This window comes from Paenibacillus sp. G2S3 (assembly GCF_030123105.1).
In the GTDB taxonomy this organism is placed as follows: Bacteria; Bacillota; Bacilli; order Paenibacillales; family Paenibacillaceae; genus Paenibacillus_AQ.
Genome location: NZ_CP126095.1, coordinates 6,100,654 through 6,121,436 on the forward strand (window position 1 = coordinate 6,100,654; position 20,783 = coordinate 6,121,436).

At 37.6% G+C, this 20,783-nt stretch carries 14 protein-coding genes; 1 reads left to right on the forward strand and 13 read right to left on the reverse strand.

Translation table 11 applies throughout. The annotated features are described in order from the left end of the window. Positions 1-65 precede the first annotated feature (65 nt). The 10 genes from QNH28_RS27100 to rfbA form a co-directional block, all read right to left on the reverse strand. A complete protein-coding gene (locus tag QNH28_RS27100) occupies positions 66-1,859 on the reverse strand; it encodes a DUF2142 domain-containing protein (protein WP_283909254.1) in 1,794 nt (597 codons plus the stop codon). Positions 1,860-1,928: 69 nt separating this feature from the next. Further along, a complete protein-coding gene (locus QNH28_RS27105; protein WP_283909255.1) occupies positions 1,929-2,867 on the reverse strand; it encodes a glycosyltransferase in 939 nt (312 codons plus the stop codon). A 19-nt stretch (positions 2,868-2,886) separates the two neighbouring features. Beyond that, a complete protein-coding gene (locus tag QNH28_RS27110; protein ID WP_283909256.1) occupies positions 2,887-3,804 on the reverse strand; it encodes an NAD-dependent epimerase/dehydratase family protein in 918 nt (305 codons plus the stop codon). After that, complete coding sequence (locus QNH28_RS27115) at positions 3,791-5,023, reverse strand: glycosyltransferase family 4 protein (RefSeq protein ID WP_283909257.1); 1,233 nt, start codon at positions 5,021-5,023, stop codon at positions 3,791-3,793. Before QNH28_RS27115 ends, QNH28_RS27110 begins: the two co-directional genes overlap by 14 nt. 24 nt (positions 5,024-5,047) lie before the next feature. Next, entirely contained in the window at positions 5,048-6,013 is a 966-nt protein-coding gene (locus QNH28_RS27120) for a glycosyltransferase family 2 protein (RefSeq protein WP_283909258.1), read from the reverse strand. A 6-nt stretch (positions 6,014-6,019) separates the two neighbouring features. Beyond that, a complete protein-coding gene (locus QNH28_RS27125; RefSeq protein ID WP_283909259.1) occupies positions 6,020-7,408 on the reverse strand; it encodes a hypothetical protein in 1,389 nt (462 codons plus the stop codon). 96 nt (positions 7,409-7,504) lie between these two features. After that, entirely contained in the window at positions 7,505-8,401 is an 897-nt protein-coding gene (locus QNH28_RS27130; RefSeq protein WP_283909260.1) for a class I SAM-dependent methyltransferase, read from the reverse strand. Positions 8,402-8,432: 31 nt separating this feature from the next. Next, positions 8,433-9,701 (reverse strand): ABC transporter ATP-binding protein, encoded by a 1,269-nt coding sequence (locus QNH28_RS27135; protein ID WP_283909261.1) that lies wholly within the window; start codon positions 9,699-9,701, stop codon positions 8,433-8,435. Positions 9,702-9,717: 16 nt separating this feature from the next. Then, positions 9,718-11,127, reverse strand: a complete 1,410-nt coding sequence (locus QNH28_RS27140; RefSeq protein ID WP_283909262.1) for an ABC transporter permease — start codon at positions 11,125-11,127, stop codon at positions 9,718-9,720. 12 nt (positions 11,128-11,139) lie between these two features. Next, positions 11,140-12,009 (reverse strand): glucose-1-phosphate thymidylyltransferase RfbA, encoded by an 870-nt coding sequence (gene rfbA, locus QNH28_RS27145; protein ID WP_283912277.1) that lies wholly within the window; start codon positions 12,007-12,009, stop codon positions 11,140-11,142. 112 nt (positions 12,010-12,121) lie between these two features. Here rfbA and QNH28_RS27150 point away from each other — a divergent pair, with 112 nt between their 5' ends. Further along, positions 12,122-14,854 carry an O-antigen ligase family protein gene (locus QNH28_RS27150; protein ID WP_283909263.1) on the forward strand — a complete coding sequence of 911 codons (2,733 nt, stop codon included), beginning with the start codon at positions 12,122-12,124 and terminating at the stop codon, positions 14,852-14,854. A gap of 71 nt (positions 14,855-14,925) precedes the next feature. Here QNH28_RS27150 and galU read toward each other — a convergent pair whose 3' ends face one another. From galU to QNH28_RS27165, 3 genes are all read right to left on the reverse strand, one after another. Further along, positions 14,926-15,813: a UTP--glucose-1-phosphate uridylyltransferase GalU gene (galU, locus tag QNH28_RS27155; RefSeq protein ID WP_283909264.1), complete on the reverse strand. Its 888-nt coding sequence runs from the start codon at positions 15,811-15,813 to the stop codon at positions 14,926-14,928. A 315-nt stretch (positions 15,814-16,128) separates the two neighbouring features. Then, complete coding sequence (locus tag QNH28_RS27160; RefSeq protein ID WP_149645277.1) at positions 16,129-18,651, reverse strand: U32 family peptidase; 2,523 nt, start codon at positions 18,649-18,651, stop codon at positions 16,129-16,131. Positions 18,652-18,866: 215 nt separating this feature from the next. Further along, entirely contained in the window at positions 18,867-20,780 is a 1,914-nt protein-coding gene (locus QNH28_RS27165) for a stalk domain-containing protein (protein WP_283909265.1), read from the reverse strand. Positions 20,781-20,783: the final 3 nt, after the last annotated feature.

Consider the following 20,783-nt stretch of genomic DNA (forward strand, 5'->3'; position numbering starts at 1 on the left):
GCTCCCTCACTCTTATTGATAATTCTATTGAACATGAATTCTTGTAACTTCACTAGAATAATACTCTAATACAGAAGTCTAAAAACTATGTCCTCTTCGTATTTAACTCCTTTAATAAATAAATCACCATCTGTATATATATTAGGTTTGCTCAACTGGAAAGTAATGGGTGAAAGAACCTGAGACTCTGTTGGGAAAATGGAGATAATATAGTTATTCCCTTTGGATTTCGCAATAGGTTCAAATGAAATATCATAATAGGCATTATCTATTATTTTACTCACATCTAAGTTAACTTCCCGAATAGTACTCCGATCCTTAGCGTCCTGCAGCACTAATTTATATGGACTAGTTATTTGTTTTTCGAAGGTAGATATATATACGCTAAAGCCACTTAGGTTATTGTTTTCTGCTTTGATATATTGATTTATCTCTGTATCCGCCAATATCCCACCTTCAATAAAGTGATTATTATCGGGTTCTAACAATTGATATTGAGGTCCAAAAAAATAATAGTGCTGAAGCATTTTTCCTGATGCAACAAGCAAAGTAGCAATTAGAATAATACATATTACCCATTTAGAGTACTTAATAAATGTTGGAGCCAGTAAATATAATCCGTAAAAGAACAACAAAACTATCGGTATAAAATATCTTCCTTGCACACCTTCAACAATCACGGGACTTGTTTGAGGCCAATTTAAATACAATGAGGTTTCAATAAGTATATAACAAATAATAAATATACCTATGCTGAGAACAATTGAAAGAATTCTGCCCTCAGTATATTCTCTTTCTTTACTCCCTTCTACAAAAGCAACAACAAATAGTGCTATAAAATACAGAATGTAAACTACCATTGGTAATGGAACGCTCAACCAACCTAATATTCCTATAAACTGCAAATACAAATTATCGTAATTAAAAATATTCTTTACTAGTAATTGGCCGTAATCTAAAGGGTTCTGTAATATGTTGCTTAATTGAACCGCTGTATCTACAGGGAAAAAGATATTCATAGACTTTGTGAAAAACATCCAAAGTACTGCTGAGACAGTAGCTAAGCATACAATAAGAGTATTTATTATGAGATAGTTCTTTATAGTTTTATATTTAGTATGAGGAATTAGGAATATTGCAAGCGATAACGGAAAATAAGTAATCTTCAGTAAACCTAAAACCATGGAGAGTATCGCAATGATTATAAGGTTCTTCCGGTTTACGAAGCTATCCTCCTTATATTTAATATATAGAATATAGCAAAGTAATAAGAAAGCCGTAGCATTTGTTAAAGCATCTGCACTTAATGATCCAGCTTGATGTAAGGACATAGGCATTAATGCTAATAACATTACTACATTCTTTAAACGCGGTATCAATCGGATGGAAATAGCACAAATCATTATGTATACTAATAAATTTGTTAGTCTACCCAAGTAAAAGATCCACATTAAATTTAGATTTAGAATATTGCCAATAAGAATTCCAAATGCTTGTGGTAAATAAGGCGCTGCATTATATACACAACTGCTGTAGTGTTCAAAGAACACCTTTTTACTACTTGGATAATACTTGGATGCATTATTTAGTGTTTCAATATTTCTACTTGTACTAGTCATATCAGTACTATTTACGAATTCGGAAATGTTAGATGGTAAGTAACTCCCGGCATAAGAATCCCCTTCACTCGAGCAAAGGAACTGACCCTCAGAAACTGCATAGGCTTTATAAAAATGAACTTGCTCATCAGGAGCTTGGAATGGTGGTGTAATAAATACAAATAACACCCCAAAAATAGATGCGACTATTATAAATATATGTAGTGCATTTATTTTCAATAGCTTTGTGAATCTGGACATATCACATCTCCCACTTGTATTTCAGCTTTGTTTTTTCTGCCAAGTATTTTGTTGAAAAACTTACCCAAATTATAACTTCCGTAAAACAAATTTAATCCGGTAAAAAAAACTATCTAAGCGCCTCTGTTTGTACATAGGTGTCTTCAATACATAGCTAATCCTTTTAAAGAAATTCAGATCCCGTTTAACTATAAATGTTCTAAGATCCGTTTTTTCCTTATTTGGCAATTGATCCATATAAATATTAAAGAACTCTTCAGCTTGAGTACTCAGCATCTTCCCATAATAATTCCTAACAAATCGCGTATATCTTTTCTTCCATTTGATTGCAAAGGTTTCTGTCTGACCACCAAGTAAATTATCATTATGCTGACGATAAAGAATAAACGGCCTAGGATCAAATATGACCTTTCCAAAACAAGAAGCACACAAATAGATCCACCAATCATGCATAATAACATTACCATAATTTTTGGGAAGATTGTTTTTTACTAAAACCATTAAATTTGCATTCATTACTATAGTACATCCTACTGCAATGTTTTCAAGAACTGCATTATATACGGTTAACTCCCTATCAGGCCGATTAGGCCATGAATTTATGAATTTCAATTGAGAATTCACCATTTTAGTAGAAGAGCAGTAAAGTATAGGCTGTGTTAGATCATTTTCTCTTATTAGGTTGATTGCGTTTATAATTTTTCTACTATCCCAAACATCATCTTGATCGCAGAAGCAAAAATAATTAAAGTCCTCAGAACTTTTAACAATTAAATTGAAAAAGCTTTGTTTCGCACCAACATTCATTCCGGTATAGAAAGTAATATTATTAGGGTATCTTTTAATATATTCATTAATTATATTAACTGACATATCGCATGATCCGTCATCCCTTATCAATACATGGATATCCACATCTTCTTGAGTCATTAAACTTCCAAGTTGTTCATCTAAATACCTCTCTCCATTATATATAGAGAGTAACACTTGAATTTTATAATGATTCAAAATAAGACCTCCATAGCAATTACTTCATGCTCATAAATTCGGTGTATTTATCAATGCCTTGCTCAAGACTATACTTTGGATAAAAACCAAGTTCCCTTTTAGCTTTGTCTATCGATAATATATTGACTTCAGCATCAATAGATCTAGAATCCACATATTCAATGATCGCTTTTTTCTGCAATTTATACTCGATCAAAGAGATTAATTCAATTAAAGATGTTCCTTTTCCTGTTCCAATATTAAATACCTCTTCAACACCTAAGTAAGTAGCAGAGCTTATCAAAGCTGAGATTACATCATCAATATAAATATAATCTCGAACAGTGTTCCCACCACCAAAAATGGTTATTGTTTCCTCATTTAATATTTTACTCAAAAATATTGTAACAGCGCCAATATTTTTGTTCTTATTTTGCCCAGAACCATAAGGATTAGCAAGTCTTAATATTAAATTTTTCATACCATAACTCTTATTATATTTTAATAGAAGTTTTTCAATCGCCAATTTTGATATTCCATAGTTGTTCATTGGATTTGTTTGATGATTCTCATCAATAGGCAAATATTCATGATTACCATATACTGTCCCACCTGAGGAGACAAAAATAATCTTTTTCACACCTCGTTCACGTGCAATTTCTAATAACTTCAGGGATTGTAACAAGTCTACTTGATAAGCTTCAAATGGATTTGCTTCCGAACGCGCAGGATTAGAAGAACTAATGAGATGGAATATTACATCGATATTATTCACAGCTTCCATTAGATCTGCTTCTCTAGTGAAATCACCCTTTACGCATTTCACATTGGGAATTACTTCAGACTCTTTAGAAAAAGTAGTTATTTCGAATAAGTCATTTAATTTCGAAAGTTCTTTCACAAGATTCGAACCCACAAAACCATTTGCTCCCAAAACTAAACACTTAATCTTGTTCATATTTTTTTAAGAGCTCCTCTTTTAAGAATAATTCAAATTTATCAGCTTCTTTATCCCACGACGTATTTATAGCGAAATCATATGCTTTTTTTATTTTTTCTTGACGTTCAGCATCATCGTCGAGTAAACGTGCCATCTCTATTGCAATGGCTTTATAATCTATATCGACTAAAGAGGAATTCCCCTCATTTAATAACCACTCAACATTAGGTCCTTTATTTGAAACGACCAGACAGTTGCAGGCCATCATTTCTAGCGGTAGAAGAGACAGATTAGTACCAGAAAGAACTAATCCCAAATCACATTGAGAGTATAAATCAGGCAACTCGTTAATTGATACACTCCCAGCATTTAAGTGAGGAAATGGTATTTCATAGTTACTTACATCCCAACCTGCAAAAATGATTCCGGTCTCTGGGCGTATCTTGTGTAATTCATTCAATATTAATAATCCCATTTCAAACAATCTTCTTGGAGTTACTGGCCGTGCATAGAACAACACTTGTTTTAATTCTGGTTGCCTTTTAGTTGTGGGAATATACAAGTCTTTGTCATAAGAAAACCCAACAGACTGGCATCTCATGTTATATTCACTTTCCAATTTTTCAGAAAGCCAATTCCCGGCTGTTATTCCTTTAAAACCGAACTTATAAGTATTTTCAGCCAGAATAAATTCTGTGCCTACAGAGTAAAACACAGGCTCAAAATCTTGAACAAAATAAAATTTCTCATAAGTTTTTCTGAATTTCTTGACTTCATAAGCTGTGTGCCATGAAGTTGCAATGGTTATATGGGAATAATCCATATCATTAACAGAATTATAAAAAAGCGTGCTAGATTCAGGAGATAAATTATAATGAGCTATTAGAAAACTTCGAAGAGATTCATTACTATTAAAGCGATTTCCATTCATAACATAAACTCTATTAATATGTCCTCTTCTTTCTAACTGATTAATAAATCTGAATATATTAATATGTCCACCTGAGCCTATCCCCATCTCAGGTATAATCCAATTGATAGTCATAGTTCCGTTAAAATTCAAATTAAAACTCTCTATTTCACAATCCATCTCAGATGACTCAATGAAAGAATAATGAGCTATAATATCATTTTTAACAGCAAGTTGTTTCACTTTGTTTGCTAAAGAACCAGGATTCTCTGTCTTTAGCAAACGCAATATCTTTTTAGCAACTCTTTTAATCGCTTTGACATCCATACAATCATCACCAATCTAATTTATTTATTTATTTCTCTGCATATATTGTTGTGAGAGATTCCGATCCAAAATGTTCTTTATTTTTTGAGGGTATCTATGGTAGTTGCTACCCAAATACCCTCCTACATAGCGATAGGTATTGCGCAGAAATGCATATTTCATCCAATAATTACGATTTTCTTCCACGTAATGTTTAATATAACGTCTATCACTTATATAATGTTTAATAATAGCTGGAACAATATATACCCACGACTTCAATATCTTATATTGATAAACCTCATAAATTCCTTTATATTCGTCAAAATATCTTCTGAAATATGTTTTAAGATCATAATTATGAGAATGATACACTACAGAATATGGTGTATATGCAATCTTCATTTTCTTTTCTATTACACTTCTCGCCCAAATTTGATCTTCTGCAAAATCAACATCCTCGTACGGATATTTATCAAACACTTCTTTCCTGATACACGAATTATTATCAGAAAAAAAACAAATGAAATGTTTGTAGCCTTCATCATTCTTATATCTCTCTTCATCATCCATAAAATGGAAATCGATCTTGTTCCCAAAATTCTTGAAATGTCCTACTATATCTCTCTTATCAAACGGATTACATTCTTCATAAGGAAGATGTGCCCCAAATGATGCTACTACATCTTCTCGCAAAGAACACGCATTAACTAAATGCTCAAGCCAAAACTCATTAACCGGCTCAGCATCCTGTGTCAAAAAAACTATAAACTTCGCCGTAGATAGAGAGGCCCCATACGCCCTTGTCTTTCCATGTCCAAAATCTTCTTTCGGTATGTGATAAAGTCTAACCTTATATTGTTCCACAATACTCAGAGTGTTATCACTAGAACCAGAATCTATTAAAATCACTTCATATATATAATTTGTTTTTTGATTAAATACTTTATTTAGGACCTCGTCTAGTTTATCTCCTCCATTTTTTATTGGAATTATAATTGATATATCCATTCAAAGTTATCTCCCAATCCATTTTTTTATTTTGTTCTTAAACTTCATAGATTCTATCGTTTCCTTCAATTCTTTGATATCCATTTCTTTTAAATCCAACTCACTTAAATACTTTTTTTCCACTTCTAAACAAGAATTTATTTTTTGTTGTCCCTGAAGTAAACTAGCTTCTAGGATTACTTTCTCATTTTGTAATGAAATAACTTCCTGAGAATAATTTGAAGATTTTTCATCTGATATGAGTTTTGAAGCATAAATCTCATTATAGCTCTTCATCAGAGGGAAATACTTATGTCTTTCACTAATTTCAATATCAATAATTGTATAATCAATAACTAAAGTGAATTCCCCTTCTTCTTTCAATGTTGTTGTTTTTATCTTATCAAGATCCAAATAAATTTGTGGATCATCCGATATAAAGACCATTCCACTTTCTTCGCTTAAGTATGCATTCATTTGAGTGTATGGTATAGGGTACTTCTTATCATCAAAAACACAATATATCTTATTTATTTTTATAAAGCAGGATTGATTCAGCGGATCAAAACGAAACGCTCGTATTTCCGACAAATCCAACCCTTCATACATTAGTATAATATCTTCATTAGGCTTACCTGAAAGCATAACATTTTTTATAATACTTACCTTCTCATCGATCATGCCTTCAGCATTAACTATATATAGTTGACTGTAGTATATATTACCTACTTTTAATAACTCCGCTTGAAGATCAAGATTGACACTTTTTTTCGCATAATTATCAAACAAATTCCCTTTATCTGAGATAAAACGAATAAAATTATTATCCATATCCGAATACACTTCAACTTCAACTTTTGTAAACCCAAAATGCTTCAGTATTTCATCAAACAAGATGAATTCTTGGAGCATCATAGAATTAGTAGTATAAAAGTATAACAAGCTTCTAAATTGAATAAATCTGATAGGTATAGGAAATGAAAATACCCACTCGTAATCCACCATATACCAACTATTATCTTCATCACTTACAATAATATTATCAAAATTAGTATCTATATTACTGTGCAAAAAGCTCTCCAAATTACAAGAGGATAGCAGTTGTTTGTATTCGGTACCAAAGACACTTTCAAATTCATCAGAATAATTAAAAGGTGTCTTTGTTTTAGAACTGTACATTTTCTCTGTAATCTCAGAAAGTTCAGCAAGAAATGATATTTTATCATACGAATCAGTAAGCTTAAGCAAACGCTCATTTAAGGTTTGCCCTTTTATATATTCGAACTTTATATGATCATCAAACAGCTCACTGCTGCATATGCTGATGTTATTATAAACAGCATTAAGCAATTTGTAATTCTCGGAAATCTTTTGTATGTGTGCAAAGCCTTCAGCATAAATCGGATGTTTTTCCACATTACAATTTTTAATAACAGTTCTGATCTGATACTTCTTTTTTCGATTATACGAATGTTTAATATATTCAATCCCCATATTCAAACCCATCCTGTATTAAGAAAATTTTGCAAACACTAAAAACGAATTCGAAAAAACATCAAAATATCCACTATTAATAATGTTATTAATCGATTTCACTGGATTAAAATAACTAACTCTTGGACTATCATAGTTTGCCACTATATCGTTGACCTGCCCCACTTTAGGAAGGTATTTGTCTGTGAAAATCTGTGTGCAGAATTTATAATCAGGAACAGGATAATAAAATTCAGTATCGTTAAATCCACTACTCTCCAGAAGAAACTTTAATTCTTGTTTGGAGTATGTTTCTACTCCTTTACTACGATCATAGCCCTCGATGCTCAAAAAAAGTTTCCCTAAATGATCTTCCACAGAACCGGCCCAATATTTAAAACCCAATTTATTCTCAATTGCAATAATTAGTTTTCCATCTGGCTTCAATAGGCTTTTGATTTTTTTCAGGAAATCAACATTTGAATATTGTCCTTTGCTAATTAACCCGGAATATTCAAAAACACCGATTAAAGAAATATAGTCATATTTTTTTTCTAACGTAATTTCATTAAAATCGCCTACAATAATTTCTAGATTTTTATGATGTTGATTTCTGTAGGCATTAATTAATGATCTTTTATGTGAATACTCTATACAAGTAACATTCATTTCTTTTTCAATAAACAAACCAGTAATCGCACCGCAGCCAGCACCTATTTCTAGAACATTCGAACCTTTTTCAAAGTCATACCAATTAAGAATATTATGGCGTCGTTCTGATAAATGATAAAGTAATGCCCACTCGTCGCTTTGTTCTAAAATTGCTTTGTAATCCTGACCGCTTTTGAAGATCTCCAAAAGTCTGTCCTCAACCTCACCATCGCTATATAAGTTGTCATTAGGAGCAAACTCCATATTAAGATAAACATCATTCACATAATAACTCTTCATTATTTCACCCATTAAATTATCGATTATTTTTTTTCAATGTCACTGATGAATCAATATTGAAAAATCCGACTGTATCTTTTTCTGATATTACATTCAGATGCAGTACATCATATAACCTGTGGTAAATCTGAAATTCACCATTGTTGTATCCGGTACATCCTAGTGAAATTAAATATCCTCCGTTTTGAAGTGGAACGTTCTGTTCAAATGAGATATCATATACGTCACCCTCTATTGCAGTACCTGTATTTATTTTTTCGTACATTGTATTAGTTCCAGTAATTTCGTTTCCTTTGATATCTTTAATCGTAAAAGCAAAAATTGGATCGACAACCGTTGTATTAAAGGCAACTTTCATACTTATAAAGAATGATTCTTTCCCGATAACACTACTTATAGGTGTTTTTTTCTGATCAAAAACTCCAAAATCAAAAATTTTCGCTTCATTATTCCCATACTCAATAAAGTTAGGATTTTTATTAATTAGTTTATCTGACCATAAAACCTCTGAAGTATCCTCTTCTATCGTCGTTGTCTCTATTTCATCGTCAATGTTGTTGTTCAATAGCTTCTTGTAAACATCGACCATTTCTCTTGAAGGTCCTTCTGCAACTAACTTCCCTTCATGCAATACAATGGATCTAGCACAATATTTGATTACACTTCCCATATCGTGACTTACAAATATCAGTGTTTTTCCTTTGTTGGAGAATTCCTCAAACTTTTTATAACATTTACTTTGAAAGAAAATATCACCAACAGACAATGCTTCATCAACAATTAAGATGTCAGGCTCTACATTAATCGCTACTGAAAATGCCAACCTTGCAAACATCCCACTACTATAGGTTTTTACGGGCTGATTAATAAATTCCCCAATGTCCGCAAACTTAACTATATCTTGGACCTTATCATCTATTGCTTCTTTAGAGAACCCCATCATTGTACTATTAAGATATATATTTTCAATACCTGTATATTCGGGATTAAACCCGGTTCCTAATTCCAATAAGGCTGCAATCTTGCCATTAGCATTAACTGTCCCTTCAGTAGGTGTAAGTACACCTGTTATTAATTTTAATAGTGTAGATTTTCCCGACCCATTCTTACCGATTATGCCGATAGACTCACCTTTATTAATAGTGAATGAAATATCTTGCAGAGCAAAATGATCAGTGTGCAACGTTTTCTTACTAATACTCAATGCCTCTCTTAAGCGATCTACAGGTTTATTGTATAATCTGTAAACTTTAGATAATTTTTTGACTTCTATTGCTAAATCCATATTTCCTCCCTCTCACCTATAAAACATCCGAAAAGTGAGGTTTAAGTTTTTTGAAAACAATCATCCCGCCAAATAAAATTAAAATACTGACACACCAAAAATAAAGAGTGTACAATGGCTTATCGAAAAACCACTGCTTGTAAATAAATGTATCTCTAAACCCGTCAACTATATAAATCATTGGATTCAATTTAAAAAACTTCGAAATGGTTGGAGAAAGGATATTCATATTCCATACAATAGGTGTCAGCCAAAATCCAAATTGCAAAACTATTCCAATAACTTGACTCATATCTTTGAAGAATACCATCACCGAAGAGGTGAATAACGTAATACCAAAAGTAAGAAAAAGCAAACAAAAGTAATAATAAAATATTTGGAAATTATACAAATTGAAATAATTCCCGTATGCAAAATAGAAAATAAAAGCAAGTACTACAAATAATAAGTTTATAGTTATAAGAGATAGTAACTTAACTATAGGCAATATACTAATCTTGAAAACCATTTTTTTAACCAAGTAACTATACTCGAGAAAACAACTGGTAACTACCCCTAAAGCTTCCGAGAAATAGAACCATGGTATTATACCTGGAATAAACCATAGTATAAATGGGATATCTTCAATATTTGAGGATTTAAACCCAACTTGGAACACAAACCAATAAATCAAAACTGTAAGCAACGGAGATATTACTGCCCACGCTATCCCAAAAAAAGACCCCTTATATCTTGCGTTAAAATCATTTTTAGCTAGCTTCAATATTAAAGTGCGAGAGCTAACAATGTCCTTTATAAACTCCTTGAGATACGAGTATCCTATTGATTTAAGTATTCTCATAAGAATTAGAACAAATAAAATGAATGCTCCACTTGGAAGAGCTATTCTATATATCTGATTCAACAGGTCATGTTTCACTTCATAAACCAAGTCTCTAACATCACCCATCAGAAAATAAGGGTCTTCTCCCTTAGTTATAACATTAAGAATGTTATTAGTTTCTATAACCGAAATGATATAGTCTGACCGAGATTCTGTGCTCAATAACAAACCGATATCATAAGAAGCAGATACTAATCCTTCTTTGACATCTATGTTATAAATCTCAAATTCACCCGTTTCCCCACCTAAATCTAATCTCAAAATATTGGCATTAGGGGGAAGGCTAAAGGTCAACGATTCCTTTTTGCCGGGATTAGCAGTCTGTGATTGAGTCTGATCCTCATTAAATGTACCTTCTTCACTTTCCTTATAATAAAGCTTTATCTCCTGTGGAGTATCTGATTTCACCAGTAGATTCACAGCTAACTTAAAATCAGAATCTATAATACTTTTACTACTGTAATTACTGATTAAAATGATAGCAGCACCAATCAATAACATTATTCCGACAAAATAATAAATCTTGATTTTTTTCATTTTCATTATCATATTCCTTTACAAGCTATTGGCTATATCTATTAAATAAAGACCGTATTCAGTTTTAAGCAACGGCTTTGCAAGTTCTTGTAAATCAGTAGCATTAATATACCCCATTCGATATGCGATTTCCTCAATACAAGCTATATAAAGCCCCTGCCTTTTTTGAACGGCTTCCACATAATTACTAGCCTCCAGTAATCCCTGATGAGTTCCTGTATCTAGCCATGCCATACCTCTACCAAAAAGTTCAACTTTTAATTTATTCATATTTAAATAAACTTCGTTAATCGCAGTTATCTCCAATTCGCCTCTAGCTGAAGGTTGAATCGTTCGAGCAATATCCACGACATCATTATCATAAAAATATAATCCTGGAATCGCGTAATTGGATTTTGGATTGTTCGGCTTTTCCTCGATAGATAAAACTTGATTATTCCCATCAAATTCAACTACCCCAAAATCAACAGGATTTTTGACATAATAGCCAAATATCAATGCACCCTCTTGCAAGGTATAGCCTCTTTTCAATATTTCACTGAACCGTTGACCATAGAAAATATTATCTCCTAAGACTAGCGAGACACTATCAGTTCCTATGAAATCTTTGCCTAGTATAAATGCTTCAGCAAGCCCCCTTGGTTCAGACTGAATTTGATAGGAGAAACTCATCCCCAATTGACTCCCATCTCCAAATAGCTCTTTAAATACGGGTAAGTCACGTGGTGTTGAAATGAAAAGTATTTCTCTAATCCCTGCAAGCATTAGTACAGACAGGGGATAGTAAATCATTGGTTTGTCGTAAATAGGAAGTATTTGTTTAGAAACTCCTTTTGTTAAGGGGTATAATCGCGTCCCCGATCCACCAGCTAATATAATTCCTTTCAAATCAATCCATCCTTTCACTATTTCACGATTCACTTACTATGTAGCTTGGGTGACTTATCTTATCTTCTTATGCTAAAATATTGTCGTACCTACAGGAAAAGGAGATTATAACGTGTCGAAACCAGTATACGGTAAAAACGCTGCTCAGTCGAGAAATGTTGATAAGATAGCAAGTCCGATATGGGCATTGGTTATTGCTTTCATTTTATTTTTGTGTTGGGCCCCATTTCAAGTGGGATTATTTAACGGACAGCAGTTAGACTTCGAGAAGCCTATATATGTGTCATCACTAGTAAGTGGACTTTTGCTGCTAGTCTGTGTTGGCTTATACTACAAAAAATTCAAACTAGATGAACAGAGGGACTTAGTGGCTTCAGCTTCAATATTACTGCCTCTGACTTATGCTCTATCATTGTTTGTCGCAGTTTCGCATTATATGGCGATGAATATGTTGTTTATTCAGAGCATGTATGTTGCAGTCTTCATTATAGCCTTTTATCTCTTGAAGCAAAAGCAAGTAAATGTTGTCATTCAAAATGCCATTCTAGCAATTGCTTATTTCATAGTAGGGTTTGGACTACTAAATTGGTTGGGGAGTAACAAACTAGCGGGAGCTCTAGTGGGTTGGTTCTCAAACACCGTAAGAAATAATATCTACTTAGATGCAGTAATGACGGACTCTAACGGACTTCGTCTGACTTCGATCTTTCAATATGCAAATACCTACGCAGCGTTCCTAATGGCTTTTCTATTTGTAGCTATATTTGCTCTTATTCGCTCTAAAAAATGGTATGGAACGGTCACACATAGCTTTATGTTAGTTCCCATCATTGTATCAATCTTATTAACATTATCTCGTGGTGGTCTTGTATTGCTACCTGTCGTATTTATATTGCTGTTGCTATTTCTGAAACCTACACAGCAAATTCTCTGGATTCTTCATCTTGGTGTCGCTGGTATTGCTTCGTTGCTCATTACGACTCCAGTGACTAACCTAGGTTTAGAGTTAAATACGAACTTCACTTCTTCCGGCGCCTTAAAAGGCTGGGGATACCTGCTTGGAGCTTCAATAGCTGTAGCTGCGGTATCTTGGGTGATTCAGCGTTTTTTCGCCCCTTGGCTGGAAGAGAAGCTCAGTAATTGGTCTTCACGTAAACTAACAGGTTTATGGATTCCGCTTGGTTCTGTTGCTCTCGTCGGAATTGTAGCTTTCCTCCTGATAGGTACAAGTGCAAAAAATATCTTACCTACTAATATGGCAACTCGTCTTGAGAACATCAATTTCCAGCAACATAGTGTTCTTGAACGGATTACTTTTTATAAAGATGCGATGAAGGTAGTTAAGGACTACCCGATTCTTGGTGCTGGTGGTGGAGGATGGTCCTCACTATACGAGCATTATCAGAACAACCCTTACACTAGCCGGCAAGTGCACAACTTCTTTTTACAATACTTGATCGAGGTTGGAATCCTTGGTTTCATCGTATTTATGGGGTTCATTTTGTATATTTTCTATAAGTACATTCGTGGGTATGTGAAACGCGATAAAAATGATTTTGAGAATGGTTTCTTTTATCTAATCATTGCATTATCCATTCTTGTGCATAGTCTACTTGATTTCAATATGAGTTATGCCTTTATGGGAATACTCGTTTTCCTTGGACTGGCGGGCATGGCAGTTGTAATGGATAGCAAACAGCTACGTAAAAGTTGGAATAAAACTGGTTTGCGGCTTGGATATTCCGCTGTTCTCACGGTAGGCACTATATTCTTGCTATTCCTCTCGATTAACTATATCGGTTCCAGTAATGCTGCCATAAAGGGTAAAAATTTAATCGGGGTTAGTAATTCTTACGAGGAAATTAAGAAACCATTAACTGAGGCTTTAAAAACACGTCCAGGTCATCCAGAATCAGTCTTGTACCTATCCTCTTTAGATCAACAGGTTTTTAGTCAGAACCAAGATGAGCAATTTCTAAATGAGGCTTATAACGTACTGACTCGCGCACTAAAAGATGAGCCATACAATAAAAATATTCTAGCTCAATTAGTAAGCTATTATGACTTAAAAGGCCAAAATGATCTTGCTTACGGTGTTTACCGTAACAATGCTGATAAGTTCAACTGGGATATAGAGTGGTACGATACTCTAATTAGTCGTTCTCTCACGTTAGGACAACAAGCTCTTGTCCAAAAAGATGAAGCTAAGAAACAGGAATATTTCAATGCAGCACTTGAAGCCTATGAGCACGTTCTTGCTGGTATAGAGCACCTAAAGACGCTTCCACCTGAGCAATTGCAAGGACGTCCGTTCTCGGTAACACCAACGATTGCATTAAACATCGCCAAAATTCAGCAGATTTCTGGACAAGCAGAAGCTGCCACTGCAACCTTGAAGCTTGGCTTTAATGAAAGTTACGCAGATATCATTAGCAGTGGAACGCTGTGGGATATGAACTGGTATGATGCGCTCATCAGCCGTTCTTACGAACTGGCAGAACAAGCTCGTGCCGGGCAAGATGATGCAGGTAAATTGCTTAATCTCAAGATTGGACTCCAGGCTTACAACCAAGTTGCTGGTGATCATGAAACCCTTACACCAAGTATTGCTCTAAATGCGGGTAGAATTCAGTTAATGTCCGGGCAGTTACAAAATGCTATTAAGACCTTAAAGCTTGGTCTTATCGACGATTATACGAATGCAACGAATCGTGAAATAGCCCGTTGGTACCTTGCTGCATTGAAAAAATCAAACAATGAGGATCAAGCGATCTATGATAAGCTGATTGCAGCAGATCCTGCGGAAGCAGCACAGGTCGAGACAATCGCAAATTCAAAGTTTTAAAAAGAATGAAATGGAAAAAGCGTACCACTGTGATTACAGTGGTACGCTTTTTTTGATGATACTAGTTCTACTTATAAACCTGCCTTAGCAACTTCACAATCTACAAGCTCTTTCATATAACGAAGTAAATCATCTTTAAGCTCTTCATGTTGAAGTGCATAATGTATAGTAGTCTGGATGAAGCCCATCTTCTCACCAACGTCATGACGTTTGCCTTCAAAGTCATAAGCAATAATCCGCTCCACTTCACTTAAGCGGGAGATGGCATCCGTAAGCTGAATCTCTCCACCTACACCCACCTGCTGCTCGCCAAGCATATCGAAGATACGTGGAGTTAAGATATATCGTCCCAGAATCGCTAGATTAGAAGGAGCATCTTCTCTCTTCGGCTTCTCTACAAGGCGATTGGCCTTATAGACCCGTTCAGCTAATTCAGTCCCATCCACTAATCCATAGCGGGAAACTTCTTCCCAAGGCACAGGTTGGACGCCCACGATGGAGGATTTATACTGCTCATATACTTCCATCATCTGTTTGAGACAAGGTTTCTCCGACTCGACAATATCATCACCCAGCAGAACTGCAAACGGCTCATTTCCAATGAATTTACGCGCACACCAAATCGCGTGACCGAGACCTCTTGGTTCTTTTTGGCGAATGTAATGGATATCAGCCATTTCGGAGGATTTGCGAACGGATTCAAGAAGTTCCCACTTCTGCTTTTCTGCTAAGTTAAACTCCAGTTCAAAAGAGTTGTCGAAATGGTCTTCAATCGCACGTTTCCCTTTCCCTGTCACGATAATAATATCCTCAATTCCTGAAGCAACTGCTTCTTCGACAATATATTGGATCGTCGGTTTATCTACTATCGGTAACATTTCTTTAGGCATTGCTTTGGTTGCAGGCAAAAAACGGGTACCAAGACCTGCAGCGGGGATAATGGCTTTACGGATCTTCATCACATTAACTCCTTCTGTCGGTTACTCTTCCATTTTAAATACTCTGTAAAGTAAAATGGCATATTTCCTTTAATTATAGCAGTTATAGCAGATTAATATCAGAGTGTTTGTTATATTTGTATATCTATTCCAAACAAACCGGAGAGAAGAAATTATAAAGCATTCATCGCAAGTTCAAACACTTTACTAACTCTCACCTATATATTATCTAGTATATGCAAGTAACAAAGAGGACGAGATGATATCTATAAAAAAGGGCCAAGCAACTCCAGAGTATCCTCCGGTAGTCACCTAGCCCTATTTCTTTAACCTTTATTACTTCGCGTTTACCAATTGTCCCCGTGTTACCCCCAGCTGGTTGGTAGCCTTCAAGCTCTTCCATACCTGTGTACCAGAGATTTCGCCACGCAGTGCGCGGCTGTACAGGCTAATTACCTCAGCCACTTGCTCTGGTGTCTCTTCCAGGAACTCCACGCGGTACGAGGATACGCCTAGATCACGGAAATTGTTCAAATACTCTGCACCGGACTGCTCAACTGCGTTATAGACAGTATTACGGCAACCTTCATCCACACGAACTGGATGTGACATTCCAATACGGTCTTGCAGGGAAGCGCGATGCTCTTCACATGGACGACCACAGTTCGTAAAGTCTGTGCCTTCACTCATGAAGGTACAGTATACACAGTGCTCTGTGTGGAACATCGGCAAATGCTGGTGAATAACGATCTCCATACGAGAAGTATCACTATGTTCAAGCAGGTCAACCATCTGCTGAATGTTCAGGTCATAGGATGGTGTTACCATGTCACAGCCTGCCTCAAGGAACAGATCCACTGCCTTATGATTGGCGATATTCAATGAGAAATCGCCGATTAGACGAGGATGCACAGCATCAGGCTGCTCTTGGCGGCGGCGCAGATAATAATACAGCGCGCCGGTGTTGCGTACTAACACGGCATCAGGCTGCAGCCGCAGGATATTGGCGTGGTAGCCGTTCTCGCCTGGCATATGAATGCGTGGTGTGGCCAGCGCGATGCTGGCCCCTGCAGCCCGTACCGCATCTACCGCTGCCGGGAACTGCTTGATAAACTCGAAGTCGGCGTAGATGTTTCTCACGCCGGCCTCGAGCGCAGCCTGCACCTGCGGCAGGCTGCGGCACAGCGCGGTGAGCTCCGCTTCACCAGCGCGCTGCGGAGCGACGCCCCTGCGGGTAGCGTCGCCGTAGACCTCGATCGCCCGTTTCACGTACACGGGCGGTTTCGGGCGCTCGCCCGCAAGCAGCTCCACCGCTTGGCGGCGGATGCTGTTCAGCTCGCGCATAGGGACGATCACGTCGCCTTGCAGATGCGACTCTAGCGCGTCAAGCTGGAACACGGTCCCGCCCAGGCGGCCGAATTGTTCTTCCAGCAGCGCGGCATCCATCGGACGCTTTTGCGCTGTTTCCAGCGCGAGCTCCGAGTCCACACGGACGGTAACGTTCTTCTGAACGTCCGTCCACCAGGTGGTCAGCTTCTCGCCGACGCAGCCCTGCACTCGCACATGTACCGGGAATACCCGGTACGGCTTCTCGGTTTCATAAGTCTGGCGCAGCGCCTTGTCTAACGCAGGGTCATTTGTCTTCCAAATGCGGTCACCGACATTTAGACGACGCAGATCCACATCATTACGACCGGCTACGATGTCGATGATCCAGCCTTCTCCGGCTTCACCTTCGAGCTTCACACCTTTACGACGAAGGTCGTAAACGCGTCCGCCTTCTTCTTTTTTCGTCGGATCGCCTGCATCAAACACGATTCCATCGCCCCGCTTAAGCGGTGCATGAATACGGCAGACAACGCCATCACGAAGAATTTGTTCAACCGTTCCGAGATATACACCACGGCTTTTCGGGAAAGTGCCGTCTACGAGCTTTTTATTGTTCGTTCCATCTAGGAAACCATGCGTGAAACCGCGGGAGAAGCTTTGTTGCAGTTCACGAACTTCTTCCTTCGATGGTTTGGACATATCGCCATCAAAATACCGATCAATTGCCTTACGATACTTACTAACTACATTCGCAACGTATTCCGGGCTCTTGAGGCGCCCTTCGATTTTGAAAGAAGTTACGCCCGCCTCAATCAGCTCCGGCATAAGATCAATGGCAGCCAAATCCTTAGGGGAGAGCAAATAAGTCACATCACCCATAGGTTTAACTTCTCCATCCACCATCAGATCATAAGGCAGACGGCAAGCTTGAGCGCATTCTCCGCGGTTGGCGGAACGTCCGCCCCACATTTCCGAAGTCAGACATTGACCCGAATAAGAGACACATAAGGCACCGTGCACGAATACTTCCATCGGCAGACGGGCTTGCTCCCCAATTGTCTTAATTTGCTTCAGATTGTTCTCACGGCCCAGTACCACACGTTCCAAACTGAAAGGCTTAGTGAACTCGACCGCCTCCGGAGAAGTGATCGTCATTTGTGTCGAACCATGAATCGGGAAATCCGGTGAGATTTCACGGATCATTTTGACCAAACCTAAATCCTGTACAATCACCGCGTCCACACCAGCATCTACACAAGCGTCAATCAGTTCTTTTGCATCAGACAATTCATTTTCAAAAACCAGTATATTAAAGGTCAGGAAACCCTTCACACCATAGCTATGCAAAAACGCCATAATTTCCGTCAGCTCGTCCATGCGAAAGTTGTTCGCTCTCGCCCGTGCATTAAACTTCTCTACGCCAAAAAAGATAGCATCTGCTCCGTTCGCTACCGCCGCACGCATGCAGTCCCAGTCACCTGCAGGTGCCAATAGCTCCACGTCTTCTCTGCGTATTTGTTGCTCTTTCATTTATATCCTCCCAAACCGCCATATGGCGGGTCATTTCTAGTTGCTTAACTTGATAATTGTATCAAATATCACATCTAAGCGCCATGTGTTTACCAACATTTATATAAAGAAAGAACGCCCCGCGCCAAATCGGCAACAAGGACGTTCTTCGTCTAATTGAATTACACTCTACTATTAGTTAGTCCTGAACTCCACACACTCCACACAACTCTAAACTACTCATTCCCCGTAAATCGAAACGATTGCAGCGTTTTATCCAGCAGCGCTTGCTGTTCTGCAGTAGCATTGGCATCATTCAGCGTAACAGTAATCGTGTAAACCACCTCATTTTTACCAAAAACAACTTGCTTACTGCGGACAGGAACACCATTCTTGATTTGATGTACGGTAAGGATTGTAGCAGGAACCCCTGCAAAGGTAGACTCCACTATACTTTCAATGCGAGGACCTTTCGGATCACTATTTTTATTTTGATAAGAATCCTTGAGTACATTAACCGTATAATCCACGGTACCCTCTGGTTTTGAATTAATCTGGAAGCGTCCTCCGATGAACCGATATTCTACCGACTGTGTCTCGAATACATCTTGATTGGGTATCCATAAACGCGGAATGTCGATGGCATAACCGTATCTTTTGGATACTTTGGTTATCGTTTTATTCTTGAGCGTCTTATAATCATCGCTAGCGAGTCGCCCAAAGTTCTCCTTCATGTGATCAAAATCAATATCAATAGAGGTTATAATGGCTTTAAATTTGGCCTTATCGTCTTCTTGTCCAGCGGGTGTCACATATTCAAAATAGTAACGGTACCCATCCTTGAGCACGATTGCCTGATATTCTGTCGTCCAACCAATGCCGAAATTCAGCTGTGTCTCACTTATTTGTGCAGGTACGCCGGAGATTTCAGACTTCATGCTATCCTTAAAAACATAAGCGTCCGCTACAAAGTTCTCTTGCGTTTTTGCCTTCAAATCTTCAGCCCAGCTCTCTAGTGTAGAACCAGCAGGTGCCGACGAGACCGCCACAGTCAAATGACTTCCCTGTTTACTCTCATAATAGAAATGCTGGTCATCCTTACTCCAAGCCGCAGGAACCTTCAGTGAAATGCCAAAGTCCTCATTATAGGCTTCACTCAGACCGTTCTTTACGGTAGAGAGATCACGGATTTTGTTATCCTTGATATCAAAAGAGGGTCGAAAGGAACTCAGCAAACCCGCATATTTGGCTAAGTCTTTATAATGAGTGGCTTTTTCATCGGTCAAATAAATCTCGTAAAGTCTACCTTCCGCATAGATCAGCCTGCTTTCCCAAAGTGCTCCGCTGGAATCTTTACTAACCAAACGCGCATAGGGTACAGAGGCTTTAGGGAACGACTCTCGATCTAATATCAACTCCCCACCTTCCTCGACTTCCCGAACTAGTTGCTCCAGAAGCCCATCTGCATCCACCGAAACCGCCTGATCACTTGCATGGATCTCCAAATAATAAAGATCGTCCGCACTGGAGAATGTAGCCACACTCTCATCTCCACCGCTATTTCCAGCAATCAGTCCAGACGGATAATTTAGTGTCCATTGAAAATAACTGTTCCCAATTTGTGTCTTCCCCACATCGCTATCAATACCAGTATCCACTGGCATATCTCCTTCATTGTCTGCAGGAACTAAGGTAATGATCAGCTCACCACCGTTACCTTGGGAGAGGGTTGCACCCAGTACACTCGCTACAAAACGGAGCGGCACCATCAGCACACCTGAAACCATTCGAGGCGCGGAGCTGAGTTTAACTTTAGTCTCATCCTTCCAGGCGCTAGTACTGCCAATTGTCATCAACCCTGTATGAGAGCCGTACGTTACTTTCACTACATCATTTCCTTCTAAGGAAACCGTGCTGCCAAATGTCTTTTTAAAAACCCCGAGCGGTACCATGACCGTTCCGTTCTCCATATAAGGCCGCTCGATAGTCACCTTCTTCCCATTCACCGTAGCTGAAGTACTGCCAACTTTAAGACTTAGCTGTAGCTTGTCTGCTTCTGCTGCCCGTGCTGCTTGTATCGGTAATATAGTAAAAAACAATAATAAGGTCAGTATCACGCACAACCCTTGCTTTAAAACTTTAAAGTCCATTTA